This window comes from Komagataeibacter sp. SM21, assembly GCF_041402665.1.
GTDB classification, from domain to species: Bacteria; Pseudomonadota; Alphaproteobacteria; order Acetobacterales; family Acetobacteraceae; genus Komagataeibacter; species Komagataeibacter saccharivorans.
This window is the reverse complement of sequence record NZ_JBGLOV010000004.1, coordinates 58310-78130: the sequence shown is the minus strand read 5'-3', so window position 1 is coordinate 78130 and position 19821 is coordinate 58310. Positions and strand designations below refer to the sequence as shown.

17 protein-coding genes and 1 tRNA gene are annotated in these 19821 nt (G+C 62.4%); 6 read left to right on the top strand and 12 right to left on the bottom strand.

Annotation, left to right across the window (positions count from 1 at the left end; genetic code table 11):
- From ACBR42_RS05765 to ACBR42_RS05755, 3 genes are all read left to right on the top strand, one after another.
- Positions 1-2100, top strand: a complete 2100-nt coding sequence (locus tag ACBR42_RS05765) for a bifunctional diguanylate cyclase/phosphodiesterase (RefSeq protein WP_243705136.1) — start codon at positions 1-3, stop codon at positions 2098-2100.
- A 28-nt stretch (positions 2101-2128) separates the two neighbouring features.
- Complete coding sequence (locus tag ACBR42_RS05760; protein ID WP_371207531.1) at positions 2129-4321, top strand: EAL domain-containing protein; 2193 nt, start codon at positions 2129-2131, stop codon at positions 4319-4321.
- A gap of 219 nt (positions 4322-4540) precedes the next feature.
- On the top strand, positions 4541-5881 hold the full coding sequence (locus tag ACBR42_RS05755; RefSeq protein WP_102325690.1) for a dihydroorotase: 1341 nt from the start codon (positions 4541-4543) through the stop codon (positions 5879-5881).
- A 499-nt stretch (positions 5882-6380) separates the two neighbouring features.
- Here the strand turns inward: ACBR42_RS05755 and ACBR42_RS05750 are convergent.
- The 12 genes from ACBR42_RS05750 to ACBR42_RS05695 form a co-directional block, all read right to left on the bottom strand.
- Positions 6381-6456, bottom strand: a tRNA-Phe gene (locus ACBR42_RS05750).
- 60 nt (positions 6457-6516) lie between these two features.
- Positions 6517-6723, bottom strand: a complete 207-nt coding sequence (locus ACBR42_RS05745) for a DNA gyrase inhibitor YacG (RefSeq protein ID WP_102325592.1) — start codon at positions 6721-6723, stop codon at positions 6517-6519.
- The gene (locus ACBR42_RS05740; protein ID WP_371207530.1) at positions 6720-7829 is read right to left on the bottom strand and encodes a ribonuclease E/G; all 1110 of its coding nucleotides are present in this window, start codon (positions 7827-7829) and stop codon (positions 6720-6722) included. The genes ACBR42_RS05745 and ACBR42_RS05740 overlap by 4 nt, the downstream gene beginning before the upstream one ends.
- A 2-nt stretch (positions 7830-7831) precedes the next feature.
- The gene (locus tag ACBR42_RS05735) at positions 7832-8461 is read right to left on the bottom strand and encodes a nucleoside triphosphate pyrophosphatase (protein ID WP_118963608.1); all 630 of its coding nucleotides are present in this window, start codon (positions 8459-8461) and stop codon (positions 7832-7834) included.
- 16 nt (positions 8462-8477) lie between these two features.
- Positions 8478-8696 carry a translation initiation factor IF-1 gene (gene infA / locus ACBR42_RS05730; RefSeq protein ID WP_010508114.1) on the bottom strand — a complete coding sequence of 73 codons (219 nt, stop codon included), beginning with the start codon at positions 8694-8696 and terminating at the stop codon, positions 8478-8480.
- Positions 8697-8783: 87 nt separating this feature from the next.
- Positions 8784-10097 (bottom strand): histidinol dehydrogenase, encoded by a 1314-nt coding sequence (gene hisD / locus ACBR42_RS05725; protein WP_371207462.1) that lies wholly within the window; start codon positions 10095-10097, stop codon positions 8784-8786.
- Entirely contained in the window at positions 10094-10828 is a 735-nt protein-coding gene (gene hisG, locus ACBR42_RS05720) for an ATP phosphoribosyltransferase (protein WP_102325595.1), read from the bottom strand. Before hisG ends, hisD begins: the two co-directional genes overlap by 4 nt.
- 102 nt (positions 10829-10930) lie before the next feature.
- A complete protein-coding gene (gene murA / locus ACBR42_RS05715; RefSeq protein ID WP_371207461.1) occupies positions 10931-12193 on the bottom strand; it encodes a UDP-N-acetylglucosamine 1-carboxyvinyltransferase in 1263 nt (420 codons plus the stop codon).
- Positions 12194-12211: 18 nt separating this feature from the next.
- Positions 12212-12766 (bottom strand): dCTP deaminase, encoded by a 555-nt coding sequence (gene dcd / locus ACBR42_RS05710; RefSeq protein WP_102325597.1) that lies wholly within the window; start codon positions 12764-12766, stop codon positions 12212-12214.
- A gap of 96 nt (positions 12767-12862) precedes the next feature.
- Positions 12863-13054 carry a hypothetical protein gene (locus ACBR42_RS05705; RefSeq protein WP_371207460.1) on the bottom strand — a complete coding sequence of 64 codons (192 nt, stop codon included), beginning with the start codon at positions 13052-13054 and terminating at the stop codon, positions 12863-12865.
- A gap of 58 nt (positions 13055-13112) precedes the next feature.
- Complete coding sequence (locus ACBR42_RS05700; RefSeq protein ID WP_102325599.1) at positions 13113-14237, bottom strand: aromatic ring-hydroxylating dioxygenase subunit alpha; 1125 nt, start codon at positions 14235-14237, stop codon at positions 13113-13115.
- A gap of 227 nt (positions 14238-14464) precedes the next feature.
- Complete coding sequence (locus ACBR42_RS05695) at positions 14465-15700, bottom strand: glycosyltransferase family 4 protein (RefSeq protein WP_371207529.1); 1236 nt, start codon at positions 15698-15700, stop codon at positions 14465-14467.
- A gap of 101 nt (positions 15701-15801) precedes the next feature.
- Here ACBR42_RS05695 and ACBR42_RS05690 point away from each other — a divergent pair, with 101 nt between their 5' ends.
- From ACBR42_RS05690 to thrS, 3 genes are read left to right on the top strand one after another with little or no spacing between them, the layout of a single operon-like run.
- A complete protein-coding gene (locus tag ACBR42_RS05690; protein WP_371207459.1) occupies positions 15802-16776 on the top strand; it encodes a hypothetical protein in 975 nt (324 codons plus the stop codon).
- A gap of 4 nt (positions 16777-16780) precedes the next feature.
- Positions 16781-17683 carry a glycosyltransferase family 9 protein gene (locus tag ACBR42_RS05685; RefSeq protein WP_371207458.1) on the top strand — a complete coding sequence of 301 codons (903 nt, stop codon included), beginning with the start codon at positions 16781-16783 and terminating at the stop codon, positions 17681-17683.
- 42 nt (positions 17684-17725) lie between these two features.
- Entirely contained in the window at positions 17726-19660 is a 1935-nt protein-coding gene (thrS, locus tag ACBR42_RS05680) for a threonine--tRNA ligase (protein WP_371207457.1), read from the top strand.
- The last annotated feature ends 161 nt before the right edge of the window (positions 19661-19821 follow it).

Below are 19821 nucleotides of genomic sequence, written 5' to 3'. Positions count from 1 at the left end.
ATGAGCAATCCTATCTATGAACTGAAGATCTATAGTCCGGTTCTTCTGGCTGGTGCGTTTATTGTCTGCATAACCGGGGCATGGATTACCATGCGTCTTGTTTCGCGCATTTCCGAAACGCATGGCATGCAGCGCGCCGGATGGTACCTTATGGCCGCCGTGGCCGGGTCCAGCTTTGTCTGGTGCACGCATTTTGCCGCCATGCTCGCCTATCATTCCGGGGTCATGGGGCATCTTGCCCCCGGCAGGACCGCGCTGTCGCTGCTGGTCATTTTCGCGGCCATACCCTGCGCGGTCGCGGCGGCGGTGCGGCTGAAGGGGCGCAGGGGGTCCCTGGTGGGCGGCGGTATTCTGGGGCTGGGCATCGCCAGCATGCATTATGTCGGCATGGAAGCATACCGGCTTGATGTGCCGGTAAACTGGAACATGCCGCTGGTCGCCCTGTCCATCCTGATCGGCATGGCCCTGTCTGCGGTAGCGCTTGAACTGGCGCGGCGTCCCGTCAACCTGCGGCGTGAAATCGAAATGACCGTGGCCATGGCCGGTGCGGTGGCCGGTCTTCATTTTACCGGTATGGCGGCGATGCATCTGGTCATGCAGCAGCATATGCGTTCGATGCCGGATAACGACCAGTTCCAGATGATCGGCTTTGCGGTCATCGGTGGCTCGCTGCTGACCATCATTACCGGTATCGCCAGTTTCGTGATCGATGGCAGCCTGCGCGAGGAATCGTATGGCGAACTCCATCGCATGGCGATGTCCGATGCGCTGACCGGCCTGCCCAACCGCATAAGCTTCCGTGAGCGCCTGACGGAAGAAGTGTCCATGGCTGACGCGCTTGGCAGGTCCTTTGCCGTGATCGGCATAGACCTGAACAAGTTTAAGGAAATCAATGACACGCGGGGACATGCCGCAGGCGATATCGTCCTGACCACCCTGGCGGAGCGGTTCTGCGCCCTGCTGGGGGAAGGCGAGTTCGTGGCCCGTCTCGGCGGGGATGAATTCGTCGCCATACACCGCATGGTGGATGATGGGGAACTGCACGGTTTTGTTGACCGTATCCAGCTTGCGCTGAATGAACCCATCCCGATCGAGAATTATACGGTCGCAAGCGGTGGCAGCATTGGTGTTGCGGTCTATCCTACGGATGGAACCGATTGTGAAACCCTGATTTCCCGTGCCGATCTGGCGATGTACCGCGCCAAGATCGACCTGCACCAGACAGTCTGGTTCTATGAAAGCTCGCTGGACCAGAACGTGCGCGAACGGCGCGCACTGGGCGAGGATCTGAAGCGGGCGATGGCGGAGGGACAGCTTTCGCTGTTCTATCAGGTGCAGACGGTCGTCGCGACCGGAAAGGTTGCGGGCTACGAAGCCCTGCTGCGCTGGGACCATCCCACGCGCGGCTCCGTGCCGCCGCTGGAAATCCTTGATCTGGCGGATGAGAACGGCCTTGTCATCCAGCTTGGCGAATGGGTGCTGGAGCAGGCGTGTCGAACCGCGCTGGGGTGGGATTCCGATATCTGTGTCGCCGTCAACATGTCGGCCGCGCAGTTTCTGGAACCGCGTTTTGCGGAAACCGTGCAGGCGGTGCTTGCACGCACCGGCCTGCCCGCGGGGCGTCTTATGATCGAACTGACCGAGGAAACGGTCCAGTGCGATCATCCCCGTGCCCTGACCATGGCGCGCAGGGTGCATGATCTGGGTGTTCGCCTTGCCCTTGACCAGTTCGGCGGCAAGCATTCGGTCCTGTCGGCATTAAGCGACTTTCCTTTTGACAAGATCAAGCTCGACCGCCTTGTCATGCAGCGTGCGGAAACGGACCCGAGCATTGCGGAACTGGTTCGTGCCGTGACGATTGCAGGCCATGCGCTGCATATGTCGGTTCTTGTGCAGGGGATCGAAACGGGCGCCCATCTTGCCCTGGTTTCATCGGGCGGATGTGACGAAGGGCAGGGTTTCCTGTTTGGCACCCCCATGCGGACAATCATGTCCGAAATGGCCCCGGCGGGGAACAAGGAAGATCTGCGTGGCGTCCAGTCCGCCCCACATTTTATCCCGCGATTTGAAAGCCCTGGAATCCGTTATGAAACAATCTGAGCAAGCGGCAGAACCGTCCGGACTGCACATGACGGCGGACGCGAAACCAGCAGGGAATGATGGTGGCATGACCGCTGTTGTCAGCCTTGAACTGCTGGAACAGGCGACGGATGGCATTGTTGTCATCAATGAGCGCAACGAAGTTGTTTTTTTTAATCCCGCAGCCGAAAAATTGTGGGGTTTTACGGAAAGCGAGGTTCTGGGACACAATGTCAGCCGTCTCGTGCCCTCCATCTATCGCGGGGATCACGACAGCTACATTGACAAGAACCGCAAGACCGGCGTGGGGCGCATTGTCGGCACATCGCGGGAGGTGACGTTCGAGAACAAGGCCGGAGACTATATTTCCGGCGAGATGTCGATTTCCACTGCGGTGCTCGGGCCGGAAAAGAAGCGTTTTTACATGGCCGTCATGAAAGGCGTGACGGAAGAAAGCCACCGGCGCAAGCTGCATGACCTGCAGAATGCGGTGTTCGAAGCCATTTCAAACGACATGCTGATACAGGATGTGGCCGATCTGGTGTGCCGGGAGGTCGAAAGCTTCGTTCCCAACACCGTGGCGGTCCTTCTCCTGCTGGATGAAAACAACCGCCTGCGTATCCTGTCCGGTCCCGGTCTGCCCCGCCATTATGCCTCCGCGCTTGAAAACGTGGTATTGAGCGACGCCGATCTGGCGGCCGTCACCAATGACCTTACGGCAATCGGCAGCATTGTCTGGGACAGTTACAGTTCACTTGGCATCTCGCTGGGGCTGCACGACTGCTGGGCTTCGGCCATCCGGTCGCGCAATGGCCGGATTTCGGGTATTTTTGCCCTCTATTCCCGTAATCAGTACAAACTGAGCGACTGGCCGCGGAAGATCGTCGCAGGATGCGTGTCGTTCTGTAGTGTCGTGATCGAGAATTATGAGGCGCAGCAGCATATCTCGCAACTGGCCAATTATGATTCGCTGACCGGCTTTCTCAATCGTTCCGCCATTCACAAGGTCATCAAGTCGATGATCGACCTGCCGGGCGATAACAGTTTTTCGATCTTCATGATCGATATCGACCGCTTCCGCGATATCAATGACACGCTGGGTCATATGAATGGTGATGCCTTCCTCAGGGCCATTGCCGACCGGCTGAAATCCCTGTCGCAGAGCAACTATATCCTCAGCCGTTCCGGCGGGGATGAGTTCGTTATTGTCATGCCCGACAGCAACGAAGCCAGCGCCGTATCATTTGCCCGCAGCCTGATAAAAGGCATGCAGGAACCGGTCGAGATTGCGGGCAACCTGCTTGTCGTGTCGCTGGGCATAGGGATCAGCATTTTTCCCGAAAACGGCCCCGACGGACAGTCCCTGCTCAGTCATGCCGAAAGCGCCATGCGCCGGTGCAAGAAGGAAGCACGCGGCAGTTTCTGCGTATCCAGCACGGCGGATAACCGTGCGGCACAGGACCGGCTGCTGCTGGGGTCAGCCCTGCGGGACTCACTGGCGCGGGGCTTGCTGAACCTGCATTACCAGCCGCAGGTGGATATCAGGACCGGCAGGCTGTACGGGGCGGAAGCCCTGTCGCGGTGGAACCATCCCACGCTCGGCAACATCTATCCTTCCCGCTTCATCGCGGTGGCGGAGGATACCGGACAGATCGAGACGATCGGCACATGGTCGCTGGAAGAAGCCGTAGGCCAGCTTGTCAAATGGGACGGGGCGGGGCTTCATGTCCCGGCGGTGTCGGTCAACCTGTCGGCGGCGCATTTCCGTAACCGTGACCTGCCCGCCCTGATCGAACGCATCCTCAGGGAGCATGACATCCAGCCGCAGCGTCTGACTGTTGAAATTACGGAAAGCGTCATGGTGGGGGAAAACGAGGATACGATGACGGGACTGGCCGCGATCCATAATCTGGGTGTCGGCCTGTCCATGGATGATTTTGGCACCGGTTACTCCTCCCTTTCGCGTCTGACGCGGCTGCCGCTGACCGAAATCAAGATTGACCGCAGTTTTATCATGAATCTGGAACATGACGCCAACGCGCAGGCTGTCACGACGGCGGTGATCGGTATCGGAAACCGGCTGAAGATGACGGTTGTGACTGAAGGCGTGGAGACGGAATCCCAGCTTGAACTGCTGGAGGGACTGAACTGCGATGTGGCGCAGGGTTACCTGTTCGCCCGGCCCATGACGCCAGATGACATGCTGGCCTGGGCCCGCCAGAAGATGAAGATAACGCAGTAGCCGGCGCATATCTGCCGGGTATTGCGGCAGCAGGTCAGGAGTGGTTCCGAATACCGTGCGACGTGGCCCGGTCCGGTCATGACCGGTTTGCATGGCGCGGGGGGCATGTCATACATCGGGAAAGACGTGCGGGGTGCGCCCATACCGGGCCTGCACGACATTTCCTGCCCCTGCATCCATCATCCGGTGCGCTGGGGCATATGGCCACAGGATAATCCCATGACCCAACCCGTTTTTGATCTTTGTCTGAAAAATGGCAGCGTTGTCCTGCCGGATGCCACGGTTATTACCGATGTGTATGTGCGTGACGGGCGTATTGCCCGGATCGGCGGACAGGGCGACGCGGGGCGGGTCATTGACTGCACCGGTCTGACCATCCTGCCCGGCGTGATCGATACACAGGTCCATTTTCGTGAACCCGGCCTGACCGGGGCGGAGGATCTGGCAACCGGCAGTATGGCCGCCGTGATGGGTGGTGTGACGGCAGTGTTCGAGATGCCCAACACCAAACCCGCAACCGACTGCCCCGAGGCCGTGGTGGACAAGCTGGACCGCGCCCGGGGCCGTATGTGGTGCGATCATGCTTTTTATGTGGGCGCCACAACGGATAACGCCGATCGGTGCGGCGAGCTGGAAATGCTGCCGGGCACGGCGGGTATCAAGATCTTCATGGGGTCATCCACAGGCAACCTGCTGGTATCCGATGACGCGGTGCTGGAGCGGGTCTTGCGTTCGGGTCGCCGCCGCGTCGCCATCCATGCCGAGGATGAGGGACGCCTGCATGAACGTCTGTCGGAACGTAAGGCGGGTGATCCGTCATCCCATCCCGTGTGGCGGGATGATGAAACGGCGCTGCGTGCGACGCAGCGCATCGTGCATCTGGCGCGACGCACCGGTCGCCGTATCCATGTCCTGCATGTCACCACACCTGCTGAACTGGAGTTCCTGTCCGGCCACAAGGACATCGCCAGTTGCGAGGTCACGCCCCAGCATCTGACACTGGCGGGCGAGGAAGCCTATGCCGAACTGGGCACGCTGGCGCAGATGAATCCGCCCATCCGGGGGCGTGAATGGCGTGACGGGCTATGGTACTGGATGGGGCAGCGTGTGCCCGACATCATCGGCTCCGACCATGCGCCGCACACGCTGGAAGCCAAGCAGCGCGCTTACCCCGATTCACCGTCCGGCATGCCGGGGGTGCAGACCCTGCTGCCGCTCATGCTGGATCATGTCGCCCATGGGCGGCTGTCGCTGCGCCGGGTGGTGGACATGACCTCCGCCGGGCCGCAGCGCCTGTTCGGGCTGGTGAACAAGGGGCGTATCGCGGTGGGGTATGATGCCGATTTCTCGGTCGTTGACCTTGCCGCGCGCTGGACGGTCCAGCAGGAGTGGCTGGCCTCCAGATGTGGATGGTCGCCTTTTGTGGGGCGTGAACTGACGGGGCGTCCCGTTGGCACCGTTATCCGCGGGAACGTTGTCATGTGGGAAAACCAGCTTGCCCCCACCGCGCAGGGTGAGCCGCTGCGTTTTGAAGCAACGGATCGTCCCCGCGAAGCCTGATGCTGTTCCGGTGCTGTGTATCGTTCCTGCAAGACGGCAGGATGCAGCACCGGTATCCGCTACGTATGGTTCTGGCGCTGGGGACGTGGGCGAGAGTGGCTGCATGTCCCCTTTGGAGCATCTCGTGGGCTGCATCTCATCGAACCCGGATGTTTCGGGTTCAAAAACGCAGCCACCTCATCAGTGCATAACCGCCTGATCTGCTGGCATCTGACTGGCATGATGCGTTTACCAGACTGAGTCTGGTTCAGCCGGTCCCGGTTGGATACGGGGAAGCATCGTCTGACGGTGCGATGTATGCCGATACGGCGGAAATAACAGGCATCGCTGTCAGGTGTGCTGCTGGTGTCCTGTCATCATGCAGCGTGATCTGTGTGCATTCTGCTGCATGCAGGGCGAAGGACATGACGACAGGTCCGCACGTTCCCTGTTACAGGGCAGCATGACGCATGCGTAAATGCGCTACCATTTTATTATTACTGATTTTCTGGAAGTAAAATGGTGCCCAAGGGCGGGATCGAACCACCGACACTGCGATTTTCAGTCGCATGCTCTACCAACTGAGCTACTTGGGCACCGGGCCGTTTGTCCGGCTTGTCACGACACTCAGGAGCACCGTGACGGTGGACAAGCGTTTAACCTACCTCATCATCGGGATCAACCCGTCTTGTGTATTTTTCATCCTCTTCAGATGGAATCTCTGTCGAGGGAACGCGGTACTGCCCTGAAAACCAGCGGCCAAGGTCCACATCCGCACACCGGCGCGAGCAGAACGGCCGGAAACGCGCCTGCGCGGGCTGGCCACAGATGGGGCAGGGGGGAAGGGTGGGCTGTTCGGTCATGGTTCAAATCTCCAGCCATTGGCGGGCAGGGTCTGATCCGCAACAGGCTGGAGTATGCGGCCGGTCAGGCGCGTGAAGTCCTCCATCCAGCCCGGATGGTCTTGCAGCAGCGTCATGATACCATACCCGCATGCCAGTCGGACAGGCTGTCCAGTGGGCGGCATGCCCCGATGGGCCTGCATCTGTCCGCGCAGGGCATGGATCAGCCGTCCCTCACGGGACTGAAGCAGCTCATGCAGGGGCGGATGGACGCGCGGGCGTACGATTTCGGCCAGACCAAGTGCGGTAAACCCGAGAAAGCGCGGACGCAGCGGATCGTCTTTCAGCAGGGTCTCGATCACCTCACCCAGCGCACGTCGCTTGCGTACGGCCAGTCCCGCTACGTCAACAATGATCGCCCCAGACAGGTTGCGTAGCCGTAGCTGGCGCAGAAGGTCGGGCAAGGCATCACGGTTGGCGGCGAACTGGGCTGTCTGCTTGGGGCGGCGGTCTATGCTGGTCGCCCCCCCATCCATGTCGATCGCCACCAGTGCGGGTGTGGGGGTAATGCTGGCCGACATGCCACCGGGCAGCGATATCACAGGGTCTTCCAGCCCGTCCGCCTGCGCGCGCAGGTCGCTGTCGAAAGCGGAATTGACGCGTGTCAGGCGCGGATGCAGCGTTACGGGCAGCAGGGTGGCAACGGCGGCATCGTCGATAACGATAGGGGCGTCTGGATACTGGCGCGCAAGCCGGTCCAGCGGGGTTGGTCCGCGTCGCAACAGTTGTGGCGCCGCCCCGCCGGGCAGGTCGGGTGGCAGGTTGCGCGCACCCAGCCGTACCCCTTTGCCGCCCTGCGCGCTGCGCGTGACGGAAACAAGGATGGTCTGTCCCTGTGTCAGGGGGCCAAGCCCTTCCGAATCAGGCAGGAAGCCTGCCTGTTCCTGTCCGGGCAGGGTGACGAAGGTGCCCCCAAGGGCCGGCACATGGGCGCTGACGGCGGCGCGGTAGATGTCGCCCACCCCATCGGGCATGTCAGGTCGCCACAGTGCGAAATCCTGCATGACGCCATTGCTGGTTACGGCAAGGCGGATCTCGCCGGGGCTACTGCTGGCGCAAATGCGCATATTCAACGGAGCCAGTTTCCCTTCTGCCCGCGCAGCATCTGCGCGGTTTCAAACAGCGGAAGGCCAACAATACCCGTGTAACTGCCAGACAGGAACCGCACGAACGCCGCCGCGTGTCCCTGTATCGCATAGCCGCCTGCCTTGCCATTCCAGTCGCCCGCTTCAAGCAGGGCGTCGATCTGCATGGGTGTGAGGCGGGAAAACGTGATGGTGCTGGCAACCAGACGATTGCTTGCCCGTCCGTCCTTCCATGTGGCGCTGGGCCGTATGGACACGGCCGTATAAACGGTATGACGCCGCCCGGACAGCAGGGTCAGGCATTTGCGTGCCGTCTGCACATCCTCCGCCTTGGGAAGGATGCGTCGCCCCAGGGCTACAACCGTGTCAGCCGCGATGACCAGTGCCGGTTCATCGTGCATGGCCGCCACATGTTCGGCCTTCCGGGCTGCCAGACGCTGGGCGTAGGGCCGGGGCAGTTCCTCCCGGCGGGGCGTTTCATCAATATCCGCAGGGCAGACCTGATCCGGGACGATCCCGATCTGGCGCAGAAGTTCAACCCGTCTGGGAGAAGCAGACGCAAGGACGAGCCGTGCGCCCGCATCCGCCCCGGATGGGGCGGTGGTTCCGGTCATGACCGACAATGCGGGCTTACTTGAAGCGGAAGGTGATGCGACCCTTTGTCAGGTCATAGGGCGTCATTTCCACGTTCACGCGGTCACCGGCCAGAACGCGGATGCGGTTCTTGCGCATCTTGCCGCTGGTATGGGCCAGGATGGTGTGCTCATTATCCAGCGTGACGCGGAACATGGCGTTGGGCAGCAGTTCGGTTACCGTGCCGCTGAATTCAATCATGTCTTCTTTAGACATCGTGTCCTTCAATCATTAGAATTGCCGTCCGTCTGCGGGGCCGCAGCGCAATACGGTTGGTTTATGTGGGGATACAAACGCCCCGGGTCAAGTTTCGTTGTGCGCGCCGTCCAGCGCGGCGAGCCTGACGGACACGCTCAGCGCATGTGCGTCAAGCCCTTCGGCCTGTGCAAGGCTGACGGCGGCAGGACCGATTTCGCGCAGCGACTCGGCCTGCGCCTCGATGAACGTCGTGCGCTTGATGAAATCGAACACCGACAGACCCGATGAAAAACGCGCTGTACGGCTGGTCGGCAGCACATGGTTGGGACCACCCACGTAATCACCGATCGCCTCGGGGCAGTAACGCCCGACAAAGATGGCGCCCGCGTGCCGCACGCGTTCAAATACCGGTGCGGGATTGTCGATCATGAGTTCCAGATGTTCCGGCGCGATCGTGTTTACAAGATCGGCGGCTTCATCCAGATCGCGTACGATGATGATCGCGCCATGCGCGTCCCAACTGGTGCGGGCAATTTCGGCACGTGGCAGGGTTTCAAGTTCTGTTGCTACCGCGCGCTCCACTTTTTCCGCCATGGCGGTATCGGGCGTGATCAGGATGGACTGGGCCATGGGGTCATGTTCGGCCTGCGCCAGCAGATCAAGTGCTATGGCGCGCGGGTCGTTATTGCCATCGGCTACGACAACCACTTCCGACGGACCGGCGATGCTGTCGATCCCCACCGTGCCGAATACCTGCCGCTTCGCTTCGGCCACATAGGCATTGCCCGGTCCCACCACGCGGTCCACGGGGGCGATGGTCGCCGTGCCATAGGCCATGGCGGCCACGGCCTGCGCGCCGCCCACGCGATAGATCTCGCTCACGCCGGAACGGCGGGCAGCGGCCAGCACCAGCGGGTTAAGCGCCCCATCGGGCGTGGGAACGCACATGGCAATGCGCTTGACCCCCGCCACACGGGCCGGGATTGCGTTCATCAGAACGGAGGAAGGATAGGCTGCCTTGCCACCGGGTACGTAAAGCCCCACCGAATCCAGTGCCGTCCACCGCATGCCCAGTGTCACACCGGCCTGATCGACGTAACGCAGCCCCTCGGGCATCTGGGCCTTGTGGAACGACTCGATACGGCTGGCCGCGACTTCCAGCGAGTCCAGCAGTTCGGGTGCCACTTCAGCGCAGGCGGCCTCGATTTCATCCGGGGTGATCCGCAGGCGGTCAGGGGTGACGTCGGTGCGGTCGAAACGGTTTGTGAATTCACACAACGCTTCATCGCCACGGGCACGGACGGCTGCCAGAATTTCGGTTACCGGCCTGTCGACGCGGGCGGTGTCGCTGTCACGCTCGGCCAGCAGTTTACGGAATTCGGTGTCGAAATCGGTCCGGGTCGTATCAAGGCGTTTCATGACTGCTGGTCCCTGGTCTGCGCCGGTGCCAGCGCCGTGCGGAAACGGTTGATGAGTGCGGTAATGCGTTCGGGCTGGGTTTTCAGCGCCGTACGGTTCACGATCAGGCGGCTGGTGATGTGCGCGATGGTGTGAGTTTCCTCCAGCCCGTTGGCCCGCAGGGTGGAGCCCGTATCGACCAGATCGACAATCAGGTGCGACAGGTCCAGAACCGGGGCCAGTTCCATCGCGCCGTGCAGATGCACGATGCTGGCGTTTATGCCGCGTGCGGCGAAATGCCGCCGCGTGATGGAGGGGTATTTGGTCGCCACCCGTACCTGCGACAGGCGGTTGGGATTGTCTTCCTGCCCGCTGCGGTCACGCGGCTGGGCGATGGAAATACGGCAGCCACCGATCCCCAGATCAAGTGGGGCATAGATTTCAGGGTAGTCGAATTCCATCAGCACGTCGGCGCCGCATATGCCGATCTGTGCGCCGCCGAAGGCGACGAAAGTTGCGACATCGAACGAGCGCACCCGCACCACGTCCACGCCGGGATCGTTGGTTTCAAAGCGCAGGAGACGGCTTTTTTCGTCATTGAAATCCGGGCCGGGCACAATGCCCGCCGTATGCAGAAGCGGCGCCGCGGCTTTGAGGATACGGCCCTTGGGCAGGGCCAGTACCAGCGGGCTATCCGTTTCCGGAACGGGGTTCTGGGCCGGTGACAGGACGGTCAATGCATTCTCCGACATGAAGGCGGGCACCCGCTGTCAGTGCAGGGTGCTTTTCGTGACATGCGCGCATACCACATTCAGCCGTCATGCAGGAAGGGCGCTTTTCTCCGGTCTGGTGTGCTAGCCCGACACGCGCTCGATATGCGCGCCGCACTGTGCGAGCTTGCGTTCCACGGCCTCGTAACCGCGGTCCAGATGATAGACACGGCTCAGGATCGTTTCGCCGTGGGCTGCAAGCCCCGCCAGAATCAGTGAAAACGACGCCCGCAGGTCGGTCGCCATGACCGGCGCGCCGGATAGTGCATGCACGCCGCGAATGATGGCGGAAGATCCATGGACATTGATGCGCGCGCCCATGCGGTTGAGTTCGGGCACATGCATGAAGCGGTTTTCGAAAATGGTCTCCGTCACCATTGACGCCCCTTCGGCGACCGACAGCAGCGCCATGAACTGGGCCTGCATGTCGGTGGGGAAGCCGGGATAGGGTTCGGTCATGATATCGACGCCACGCAGCGCGCCGGTGCGCTGGACACGGATCGCACCATCTTCTTGCGTCATTTCAACGCCCGCTTCCTCCAGCGCGCGCACGACCGCGCCCAGATGTTCGATCTGGCCGCCCACCAGCCGCAGTTCCCCGCCGGTAATCGCGGCAGCGCAGGCATAGGTGCCGCATTCGATCCGGTCGGGCATGACCCGGTAGCGCGCGCCATGCAGCGCCTCCACCCCGTCAATGACCAGCTTGCCGCCACCGGCATCGGTGATGCGCGCCCCCATGGCGTTGAGGCAGCCCACCAGATCACCGATTTCGGGTTCACGCGCCGCATTGACGATCTCGGTCCGGCCTTTGGCCAGACAGGCGGCCATAAGCAGGTTTTCCGTCGCCCCGACCGAGGCGAAAGGCAGGATGACCCGCTCCCCCTTCAGCCCGTGGGGCGCTTCGGCATGGATATAGCCGTTTTCAAGCGTGATCTTCGCCCCCAGCGTTTCCAGCGCCTTGAGGTGCAGGTCAACCGGGCGCGTGCCGATGGCGCAGCCGCCGGGCAGCGATACGCGCGCCACCCCGCAGCGTGCCAGAAGTGGCCCCAGCACCAGAATCGATGCCCGCATCTTGGATACGATGTCATAGGGCGCTTCGGTGTTGGTGATGGTCCCGCCAATGGACAGCGTGCCGCCGTCGCCGCTTACGTCTTCCACCGTCAGGCCGTGCTGTTCCAGCAGGCGACGCATGGTACGGATGTCGGCAATGCGGGGGACATTGTCCAGCACGAGCCGTTCGGACGTGAGCAGGCCGGCGACAAGCAGCTTCAGGGCCGAATTCTTGGCCCCGCCGATAATGATGTCGCCACGCAGCGGATGCCCGCCGTGAATGATGAAACGGTCCATGCGGTGTGGTTCCTGCCCTTACATGCGTGGCGGGGCGACGCCAACCTGCCCCATGTACTTGCCCTTGCGGTCGGCGTAGCTGACCTCGCAGGGGGAAGCGCCCTGGAAGAACAGGAACTGGCAGATCCCCTCATTGGCATAGATGCGCGCGGGAAGTGGCGTTGTGTTGCTGATTTCGATCGTGACCTGGCCTTCCCATTCGGGTTCCAGCGGGGTCACGTTTACGATGATGCCGCACCGCGCATAGGTGGATTTGCCAAGGCAGACCACCAGCGTGTCGCGCGGTATGCGGAAATATTCGACCGTGTGCGCCAGCACGAAGCTGTGGGGCGGGATGGTGCAGCAGTCCCCATGGCGGGTGACGAAGCTGGTGTCGCTGAAATTCTTGGGATCGACGACCGCGTTGTCCACGTCCGTAAAGATCTTGAATTCATTGGCGACACGCGCGTCATACCCGTAGGAGGACAGACCGAACGAGATGACCCCGCTACGGTTCTGCTTCTCCACGAAGGGTTCGATCATGCCATGGTCCGTGGCCATGCGGCGAATCCACGTATCAGGCATTATTGGCATGGTGTCCCTTCCTTCGGCATCTGGTGCGTGCGGACGGAACTGCCGCCAGCCGCTGCGCGACCACTAGCGAAGTGACCGCCCAACCGCAACTGGCAATCACCTTTCATTGCAGGATATGTCGCACCCGTCGCTTTTGTCCGTATCCGGGGCCGGGGTGCTGCGCGCACGGCTCTGCTGCTTGCGGCGGCGCAGGTTGGCGCGCAGGGCTTCGGCCTCGCGTTCAAGGCGTTCGCGGCGCGCGGCGGCGGCCCTGTCGGTCAGGGTGGGGGAATCGGTCCGTTCGGTCATGGTTGCGTTTCGTCGGCACAAGGTGTTGCCCGCCCCGGTAGCCAGGGCGGGATGGGGGTCAGGCCGTGGTTTCGGCTTCAGGCTGCGTGGCTGCGGTCTGCTGCTTCACGTCCTGCGGACAGCCACAGCGGATCAGCAGTTCACGCAGCGCGCGCACGACGGGAAAGATTTCGACATTGCGGTCGTGGCCGACTTCGTCCCATGCCGCCTGTTCCATTTCCACAATTTCCTTGTCCTCAAGGAAGATGCGGTTGGTGAACCAGCCAAGGGCGGGCCAGATCACATCGATCAGCAGCGGCGTCTGCGGGCGCAGGACCGAAAGCAGGCCGAAGGAAAGGGTCTCGCGCTGGTCCTTGTCCTGCGGGACGTAGGCAACCCACAGGTCCATGATCAGGTCACCGTCCTTATCGACGATGCGCAGGGTCTGGTACGGATATTCCGTACGGATGGTCACGACTTCCTCAATGGGCTGTTCCTTGCCCTGAAGGTCCTTGTGCTTGCCAAAGATCAGCCGTTCGGCCAGGGGCTGCTGCCCCGCGCTGCGCATGAAGCTGTAGCGGGCTTCGATAAAGTCCTCGCCACGGTCCTGACCGAGGAAGCGGGCCTTGATCTGCCCCATCTGGCGGCGGTGCAGGAACTGATGGTTCATGTCCATCAGGTTTTCGTGCATGAAGGTGTAGTGGCAGTTCACGCGCGGGCTGAAATGCTTGGTCTTGTAGGCGGGGTTGTCCGTCTGGGCCAGTTTGGGGAAGGGGACGGTATCAGCCTTTTCCGGGTCACCGGGGAAAATGAAGATCAGGCCGCCCGCCTCGCGCACGGGGAAAGTACGCACGCCGTTGGGCAGCTTGCCCTTGCCCAGATAAGGCACGTCGATGCAGCGGCCCGAACGGCCGAATGCCCAGCCATGGTAGCAGCAGCGCACGGTCTGCCCCTTCACCAGCCCCTTGCTCAGCGGCACCTGCCGGTGGGGGCAGCGGTCATACAGCGCGAAGACGCCACCTTCTTCGGGTCGGACCAGGGCGATCGGCGTACCGGCATAGGATACGCCTACCGTTTTGCCCTTGGGCACATCGGATGACCACGCGACCGGATACCAGAAATCCGGATTGGCATTGACCCGGCGCAGGTCGGGCTGCGGGGTCGCGGATGCGGTGTCAGCCATGGCGGGGGAAATCTGGTTCATGTGGTGCAGTCCCGAAAGTGTTCACGTTGGAATGGTGGCCGGCGGGTCACGCCCGTATGCCACGGATATAGCTGCGCAATGGGTGAAGAATTTCGGCGATGTTGTCGACTGTAAACCATGCCTTGCATAAGGCCCATGCTTAATGCTGGACGCTCCGCGCGGCTTTCCGGGCCAGCATGAGCCAGATCAAGGAAACCCTTTTCCAGCCATGGCATAATTGTCATGCGTCACAGGCTGGCCTGTGCGGGGTGCGGGTCCTGCCCATCTTCCTCCCCGGTGGTCAGGCCATGGTAGAAACTGTCCGCCAGATGCGTGTGCAGCAATTCATCATAGACCGTCAGCGTCGCGTACTGCATCGCCTGTGTCGAATAATGCGTGACTACATTTTCGCGCGCATGCCATGCCAGATTTGCCCGCTCCTCCGCGGAGAGGGTCATGACGCGGTGGATGCATCCGGCCAGCGCCTCCACATCACCGGGGGGGAAGATGAAGCCGGTTACCCCATCCTCCACCGTTTCCAGTGCCGCGCCGTGTCCCGCCACGATGACGGGGCAGCCCATGGCCTGTGCTTCCACCACCACGCGGCCGAACGGCTCGGGCCGCAGGGAAGGGACGATAACCATGTCCGCCAGCATCATGGCGGCGGGCATGTCGGAACAGTGACCGGCAAAGCGCAGATGCCCGTCAATGCCGCGCTGCCGGGCGAGGTTTACAAGCTCCGTTCCCTGCTTCTCGTTCGCTTCACCCACGAAAACGCATACCCATTCCCCGATGGACGGTTCCGTGCGTTGCAGCCGCGCCAGCGCTTCGAGCAGCAGGGTATGGCCTTTCCACGCCGTAACCCGCGCAGGCAGCATGATCACGGTGGCTCCATCGGGGATGTTCCACTGTTCGATCAGGGGCTGCACGCGGTTGCCCCGCACGCCGTGGGGGTCGAAGCGCACCATGTCCGCGCCACGTGGGATCAGGCGCAGGCGGTCGCTGCCAACCCCGTATTCATCATGCAGGCGGTTCGCGATGTAACGGCTTATGGCAATGACACGCGTGCCGGAGGCCAGCACGCTGTTATACCGCTTCTTGCCCGGCAGATTGGCGGCATGCACGCCATGCCATGTGGTGACGAAAGGGACATCAAGCCGCCGACATGCCAGATAGGACGCCCATGCAGGCGCGCGCGAACGGGCATGGACCAGTCTTACGCCGTAATGCTGTATGACATGGCGCAGCCTGCGGGCGTTGCGCATGATGGCAAGCGGGTTCTTGGCGCCAAGTTCCATTTCAATGGGGATGGCGCCGATATATTTCAGGCGCGGTACAAGACGCCCACCGGCACTGGCGACGAGGGCCGTGCCCCCGGCCTGCACGATGGCCTGCGCCATTTCCAGCGTGCCCTGTTCAATGCCGCCGGATTCGAGTGCTGGCAGGGCCTGCAGGATAACGGGGCGGTCGGTAACGGTTTGCATCACACTCCACCCTATCATGAACGTAACGGAACTGCACGGTCTGCTGGCGAATGGGGTTTTGTCCTTGACCTTCATGCCCTGCGGTCCGACGAATGGGGGTAATGAGACTTTCTGCCTGCCTGCCTGTTCCCCGTTTCGCCATGCAGGGATTGCGCCCTGTCGGGCGCGCTGTTTTCCATGCCCGGCTTCCCCTGCGGCCTGACCGCAGCCCTGGGGTAGTGTGGGTGGCGGCCATGGCCGTGGCGGGGATATGCATGCTGCTGGCTGTCGTGATCTGCGGGCGCGCATGGGCGCAGGCGGCTCCAGCCGCCCCCGCACCGTCCGAACCTGTGGCTGTATCAGCGGGTGGGGAGTGGAGCTTCCGGCGCTGTACCGCCACCCTGTCCGATGACCCCGATGGCGCACGCGATTATGCGGAGGACTGGCAGAGCCATGGTGGCGGGCTGGAGGCTGAACAGTGTGATGCCATGGCGCAGATGGAACTGGGCGACGTGGCGACCGCCGCGACAATGCTGGACCATCTGGCCCATGTAACCGACTGGTCATCCCCCCGGCAGGCCGGAACGCAGGCTCCGGCGGATACAGCTCTCGCCCTGTCGCGCCGCGCGGGTCTGGCTGAACAGGCGGCGCGGGCATGGCAGGCGGATGACAGTCCCCGTCAGGCACTGGACAGCGCCGCCTATGGCCTGACGCTCAGGCCCGATGATGCGGCGCTGAAACTGGTTTATGCGCGCGTTGCGGTGGAACTGGGCCAGCCCGCGCGGGCGGTCGAGACGCTTACGCCGCTGCCGGGCAGTCAGATGGAACGTGATGAGGCATTGGTGGCGCGCGCCGCCGCATGGCGCCAGATGGGGCGCATCGATAAGGGTATGGCCGATATCAATGCAGCGCTGAAGGATATGCCTGATAATGGTGCGGCCCTGCTTGAACGCGGTATCCTGTACCAGCGGCAGGGATTGATGGAAGCCGCCCGCGCCGACTGGCAGGACGTGGTTGCGGTGGCCCCGGATTCGGATGAGGCCGATCTGGCGCGTCAGGACCTGTCCCTGCTGGAAACAGACCCCGAGGCCCCCTGATCCCATGGCCCGCATTCTGGTGATCCGGCTGGGTGCGCTGGGCGATTTTGTCCAGTCCTTCGCACCTTTCGTCGCCATTCGCGCCCATCATGCGCATGACCGGGTTGATCTGCTGACCCAGCCCGCCTTTGCCGAACTGGGGCAGCACGCGCCATGGTTCGACCATGTGCTGACGGACAGCCGTCCGCCTTGGCATGACCTGCGCGCGGTCATGGCCCTGCGGCGGATGCTGCGTTCCTATGATTTCATCTACGATCTGCAGACATCGGGGCGCAGCACGCGCTATTTCCGCCTGTCGGGCATGAAGGCGTGGTCGGGAATCGGGCGGGGCGCAGTGGCGGTGCATGACAGCCCGCAACGTCGCTTCATGCATACCCGTACCCGTCAGCGTGACCAGTTGCGTCATGCGGGACTCGACAGCCTGCCGGTGCCCGACCTGTCATGGCTGGCGCGGGGTGGTCCTGTTCTGCCGGGGCCGTACGCCGTGCTGGTGCCGGGGGCCGCCGCCCATCGTCCCGCCAAACGCTGGCCGGTGGAGCGGTATGCGGCCCTTGCCACACATTTGCACGCGAAAGGGCTGCTGCCCGTTGTTGTCGGCAGTAAGGCGGAAACGCCGCTTGCCACCATTATCCGCCGCGCATGCCCCACGGTGCTGGACCTGACGGGCCGGACCAGCCTGCTGGAACTGGGTGGAGTGCTTGCGCGCGCGGCCTGTGCCGTGGGCAATGATACCGGGCCGATGCACATGGCCGCAGCGCTGGGCGTGCCCGCCACCGTGCTGTTTTCGGCAGACAGCAACCCGGCGCTGACCGCCCCGGTGGGGCAGTATCCGGGGCAGGTAAAGGTGATTTATGTGCGCGATCTGGCCACTGTGCGCATGGACAGGGTTGCGGCGACGCTCGCCTGACGCCATTACAGCGGAATATCTTCATACCGGAGCAATGAAACCATGCCTGCCATAACCCTGCCTGACGGATCCGTTCGCCGCTTTGACGGGGCAGTGACGGGCACTACCGTGGCGCAGTCCATTGGTGCGGGCCTTGCGCGCGCCGCCCTTGCCATGGAAGTGGACGGTAAGCTCATGGATATCGGCCGCGCGGTCGATCATGACGCCCATGTCCGTTTCATCACCCGCAAGGACCCCGAAGCGCTGGAAATGATCCGCCACGACGCCGCCCATGTGCTGGCCGAGGCGGTGCAGTCGCTGTTTCCCGGCACGCAGGTCACGATCGGCCCGTCCATCGAAAACGGCTTCTATTACGATTTCTACCGCAACGAACCCTTCACGCCGGAAGATTTCGCCGCGATTGAAAAGCGCATGGGCGAAATCGTGGCCGCGAACGAACCCTTTGTGCGCGAAGCATGGCCGCGTGATCAGGCCATCGAATTTTTTGAGGCCAAAGGCGAGCGCTTCAAGGCCGAGCTGATCCGCGACCTGCCCGAAGACGAGGAAATTTCCATCTACCGTCAGGGCGAATGGCTGGACCTATGCCGTGGGCCGCATCTGCGTGGCACGGCTGACGTGGGGAATGCTTTCAAGCTGATGAAGGTGGCGGGCGCCTACTGGCGCGGCGATCATCGCAATCCCATGCTGACGCGCATTTACGGCACGGCATGGCGTGACCGTAAGGAACTCGAAGCCCACCTGCATCAGCTTGAGGAAGCCGAACGGCGCGATCATCGCCGCATTGGCCGGGAAATGGACCTGTTCCACATTCAGGAAGAAGCCGTGGGCCAGATCTTCTGGCATCCCAAGGGCTGGCGGCTGTATTCGGTGCTGCAGGACTATATGCGCCGCGCCCAGAACGGTAACGGCTATCAGGAAGTGCGCACCCCGCAACTGGTTGACCGTGGGCTGTGGGAAGCATCCGGCCACTGGGACAAATACCGCGAGCACATGTTCATCGCCACGGTCGAGGACGAGGACAAGACCCTTGCGCTGAAGCCGATGAACTGCCCATGCCATGTGCAGATCTTCCGCCACGGGCTGCGTTCGTATCGCGAACTGCCGCTGCGTATGGCGGAGTTTGGCGCCTGCCACCGTTACGAACCGTCGGGCGCGCTGCATGGCATCATGCGTGTACGTGGCTTCACGCAGGATGACGCGCACATCTTCTGCACGGAAGACCAGATTGCGGATGAGACCGCCCGTTTCGTGCGGATGCTGTCCGATGTGTATCAGGATCTGGGCTTCGAGCATTTCCGCGTGAAGTTTGCCGACCGTCCCGAACAGCGCGCCGGTGATGACGCGACATGGGACCGCGCCGAAAACGCGCTGAAGGTTGCCTGTGACATGGCGGGCGTTGCCTATGAACATAATCCGGGCGAGGGCGCGTTCTATGGCCCGAAACTGGAATTCGTGCTTCGCGATGCCATCGGCCGTGACTGGCAGTGTGGCACATTGCAGGTGGATTACGTTCTGCCCGAACGGCTCGACGCCTCCTATGTCGGGGAGGACAGCGCCCGCCACCGGCCCGTCATGCTGCATCGGGCCATCCTTGGTTCCTTCGAACGGTTCCTTGGCATCCTGATCGAACAGCATGCCGGTCGCTTCCCGCTATGGCTGGCTCCGGTGCAGGTGGTCGTGGCCTCGATCGTGACCGATGCGGCGGAATACGCGCAGCATGTAACCGATACCCTGCGCGCGGCGGGGCTGGTTGTTGAAGCCGATCTGCGGAACGAGAAGATCAACGCCAAGATCCGCGAGCACAGCCTTGCCCGCGTGCCGGTCATCCTGGTGGTCGGGCGCAAGGAAGCGGAAGAAAACACCGTCGCCATGCGCCGCCTTGGCGGCAAGGCGCAGGACGTGCTGCCGCTGGATGAAGCGGTGTCCGCCCTTGCATATGAGGCCCTGCCACCCGATATCCGGCGTGCGCGCGGCTGAAAGCGCATTCCCGTGCCGTGACTGCATGGCTGTTTTCACGGTTGCCGGGCAAGACAGTACTTGATCTGGGGCGCATCTTTGCGTCACATATCTTCCATAATGCAAGGTCATTCCCTGCCCGCGCGTTTTCGGTGGCTCCGGCCCCCGGCGCGTAGGCATGC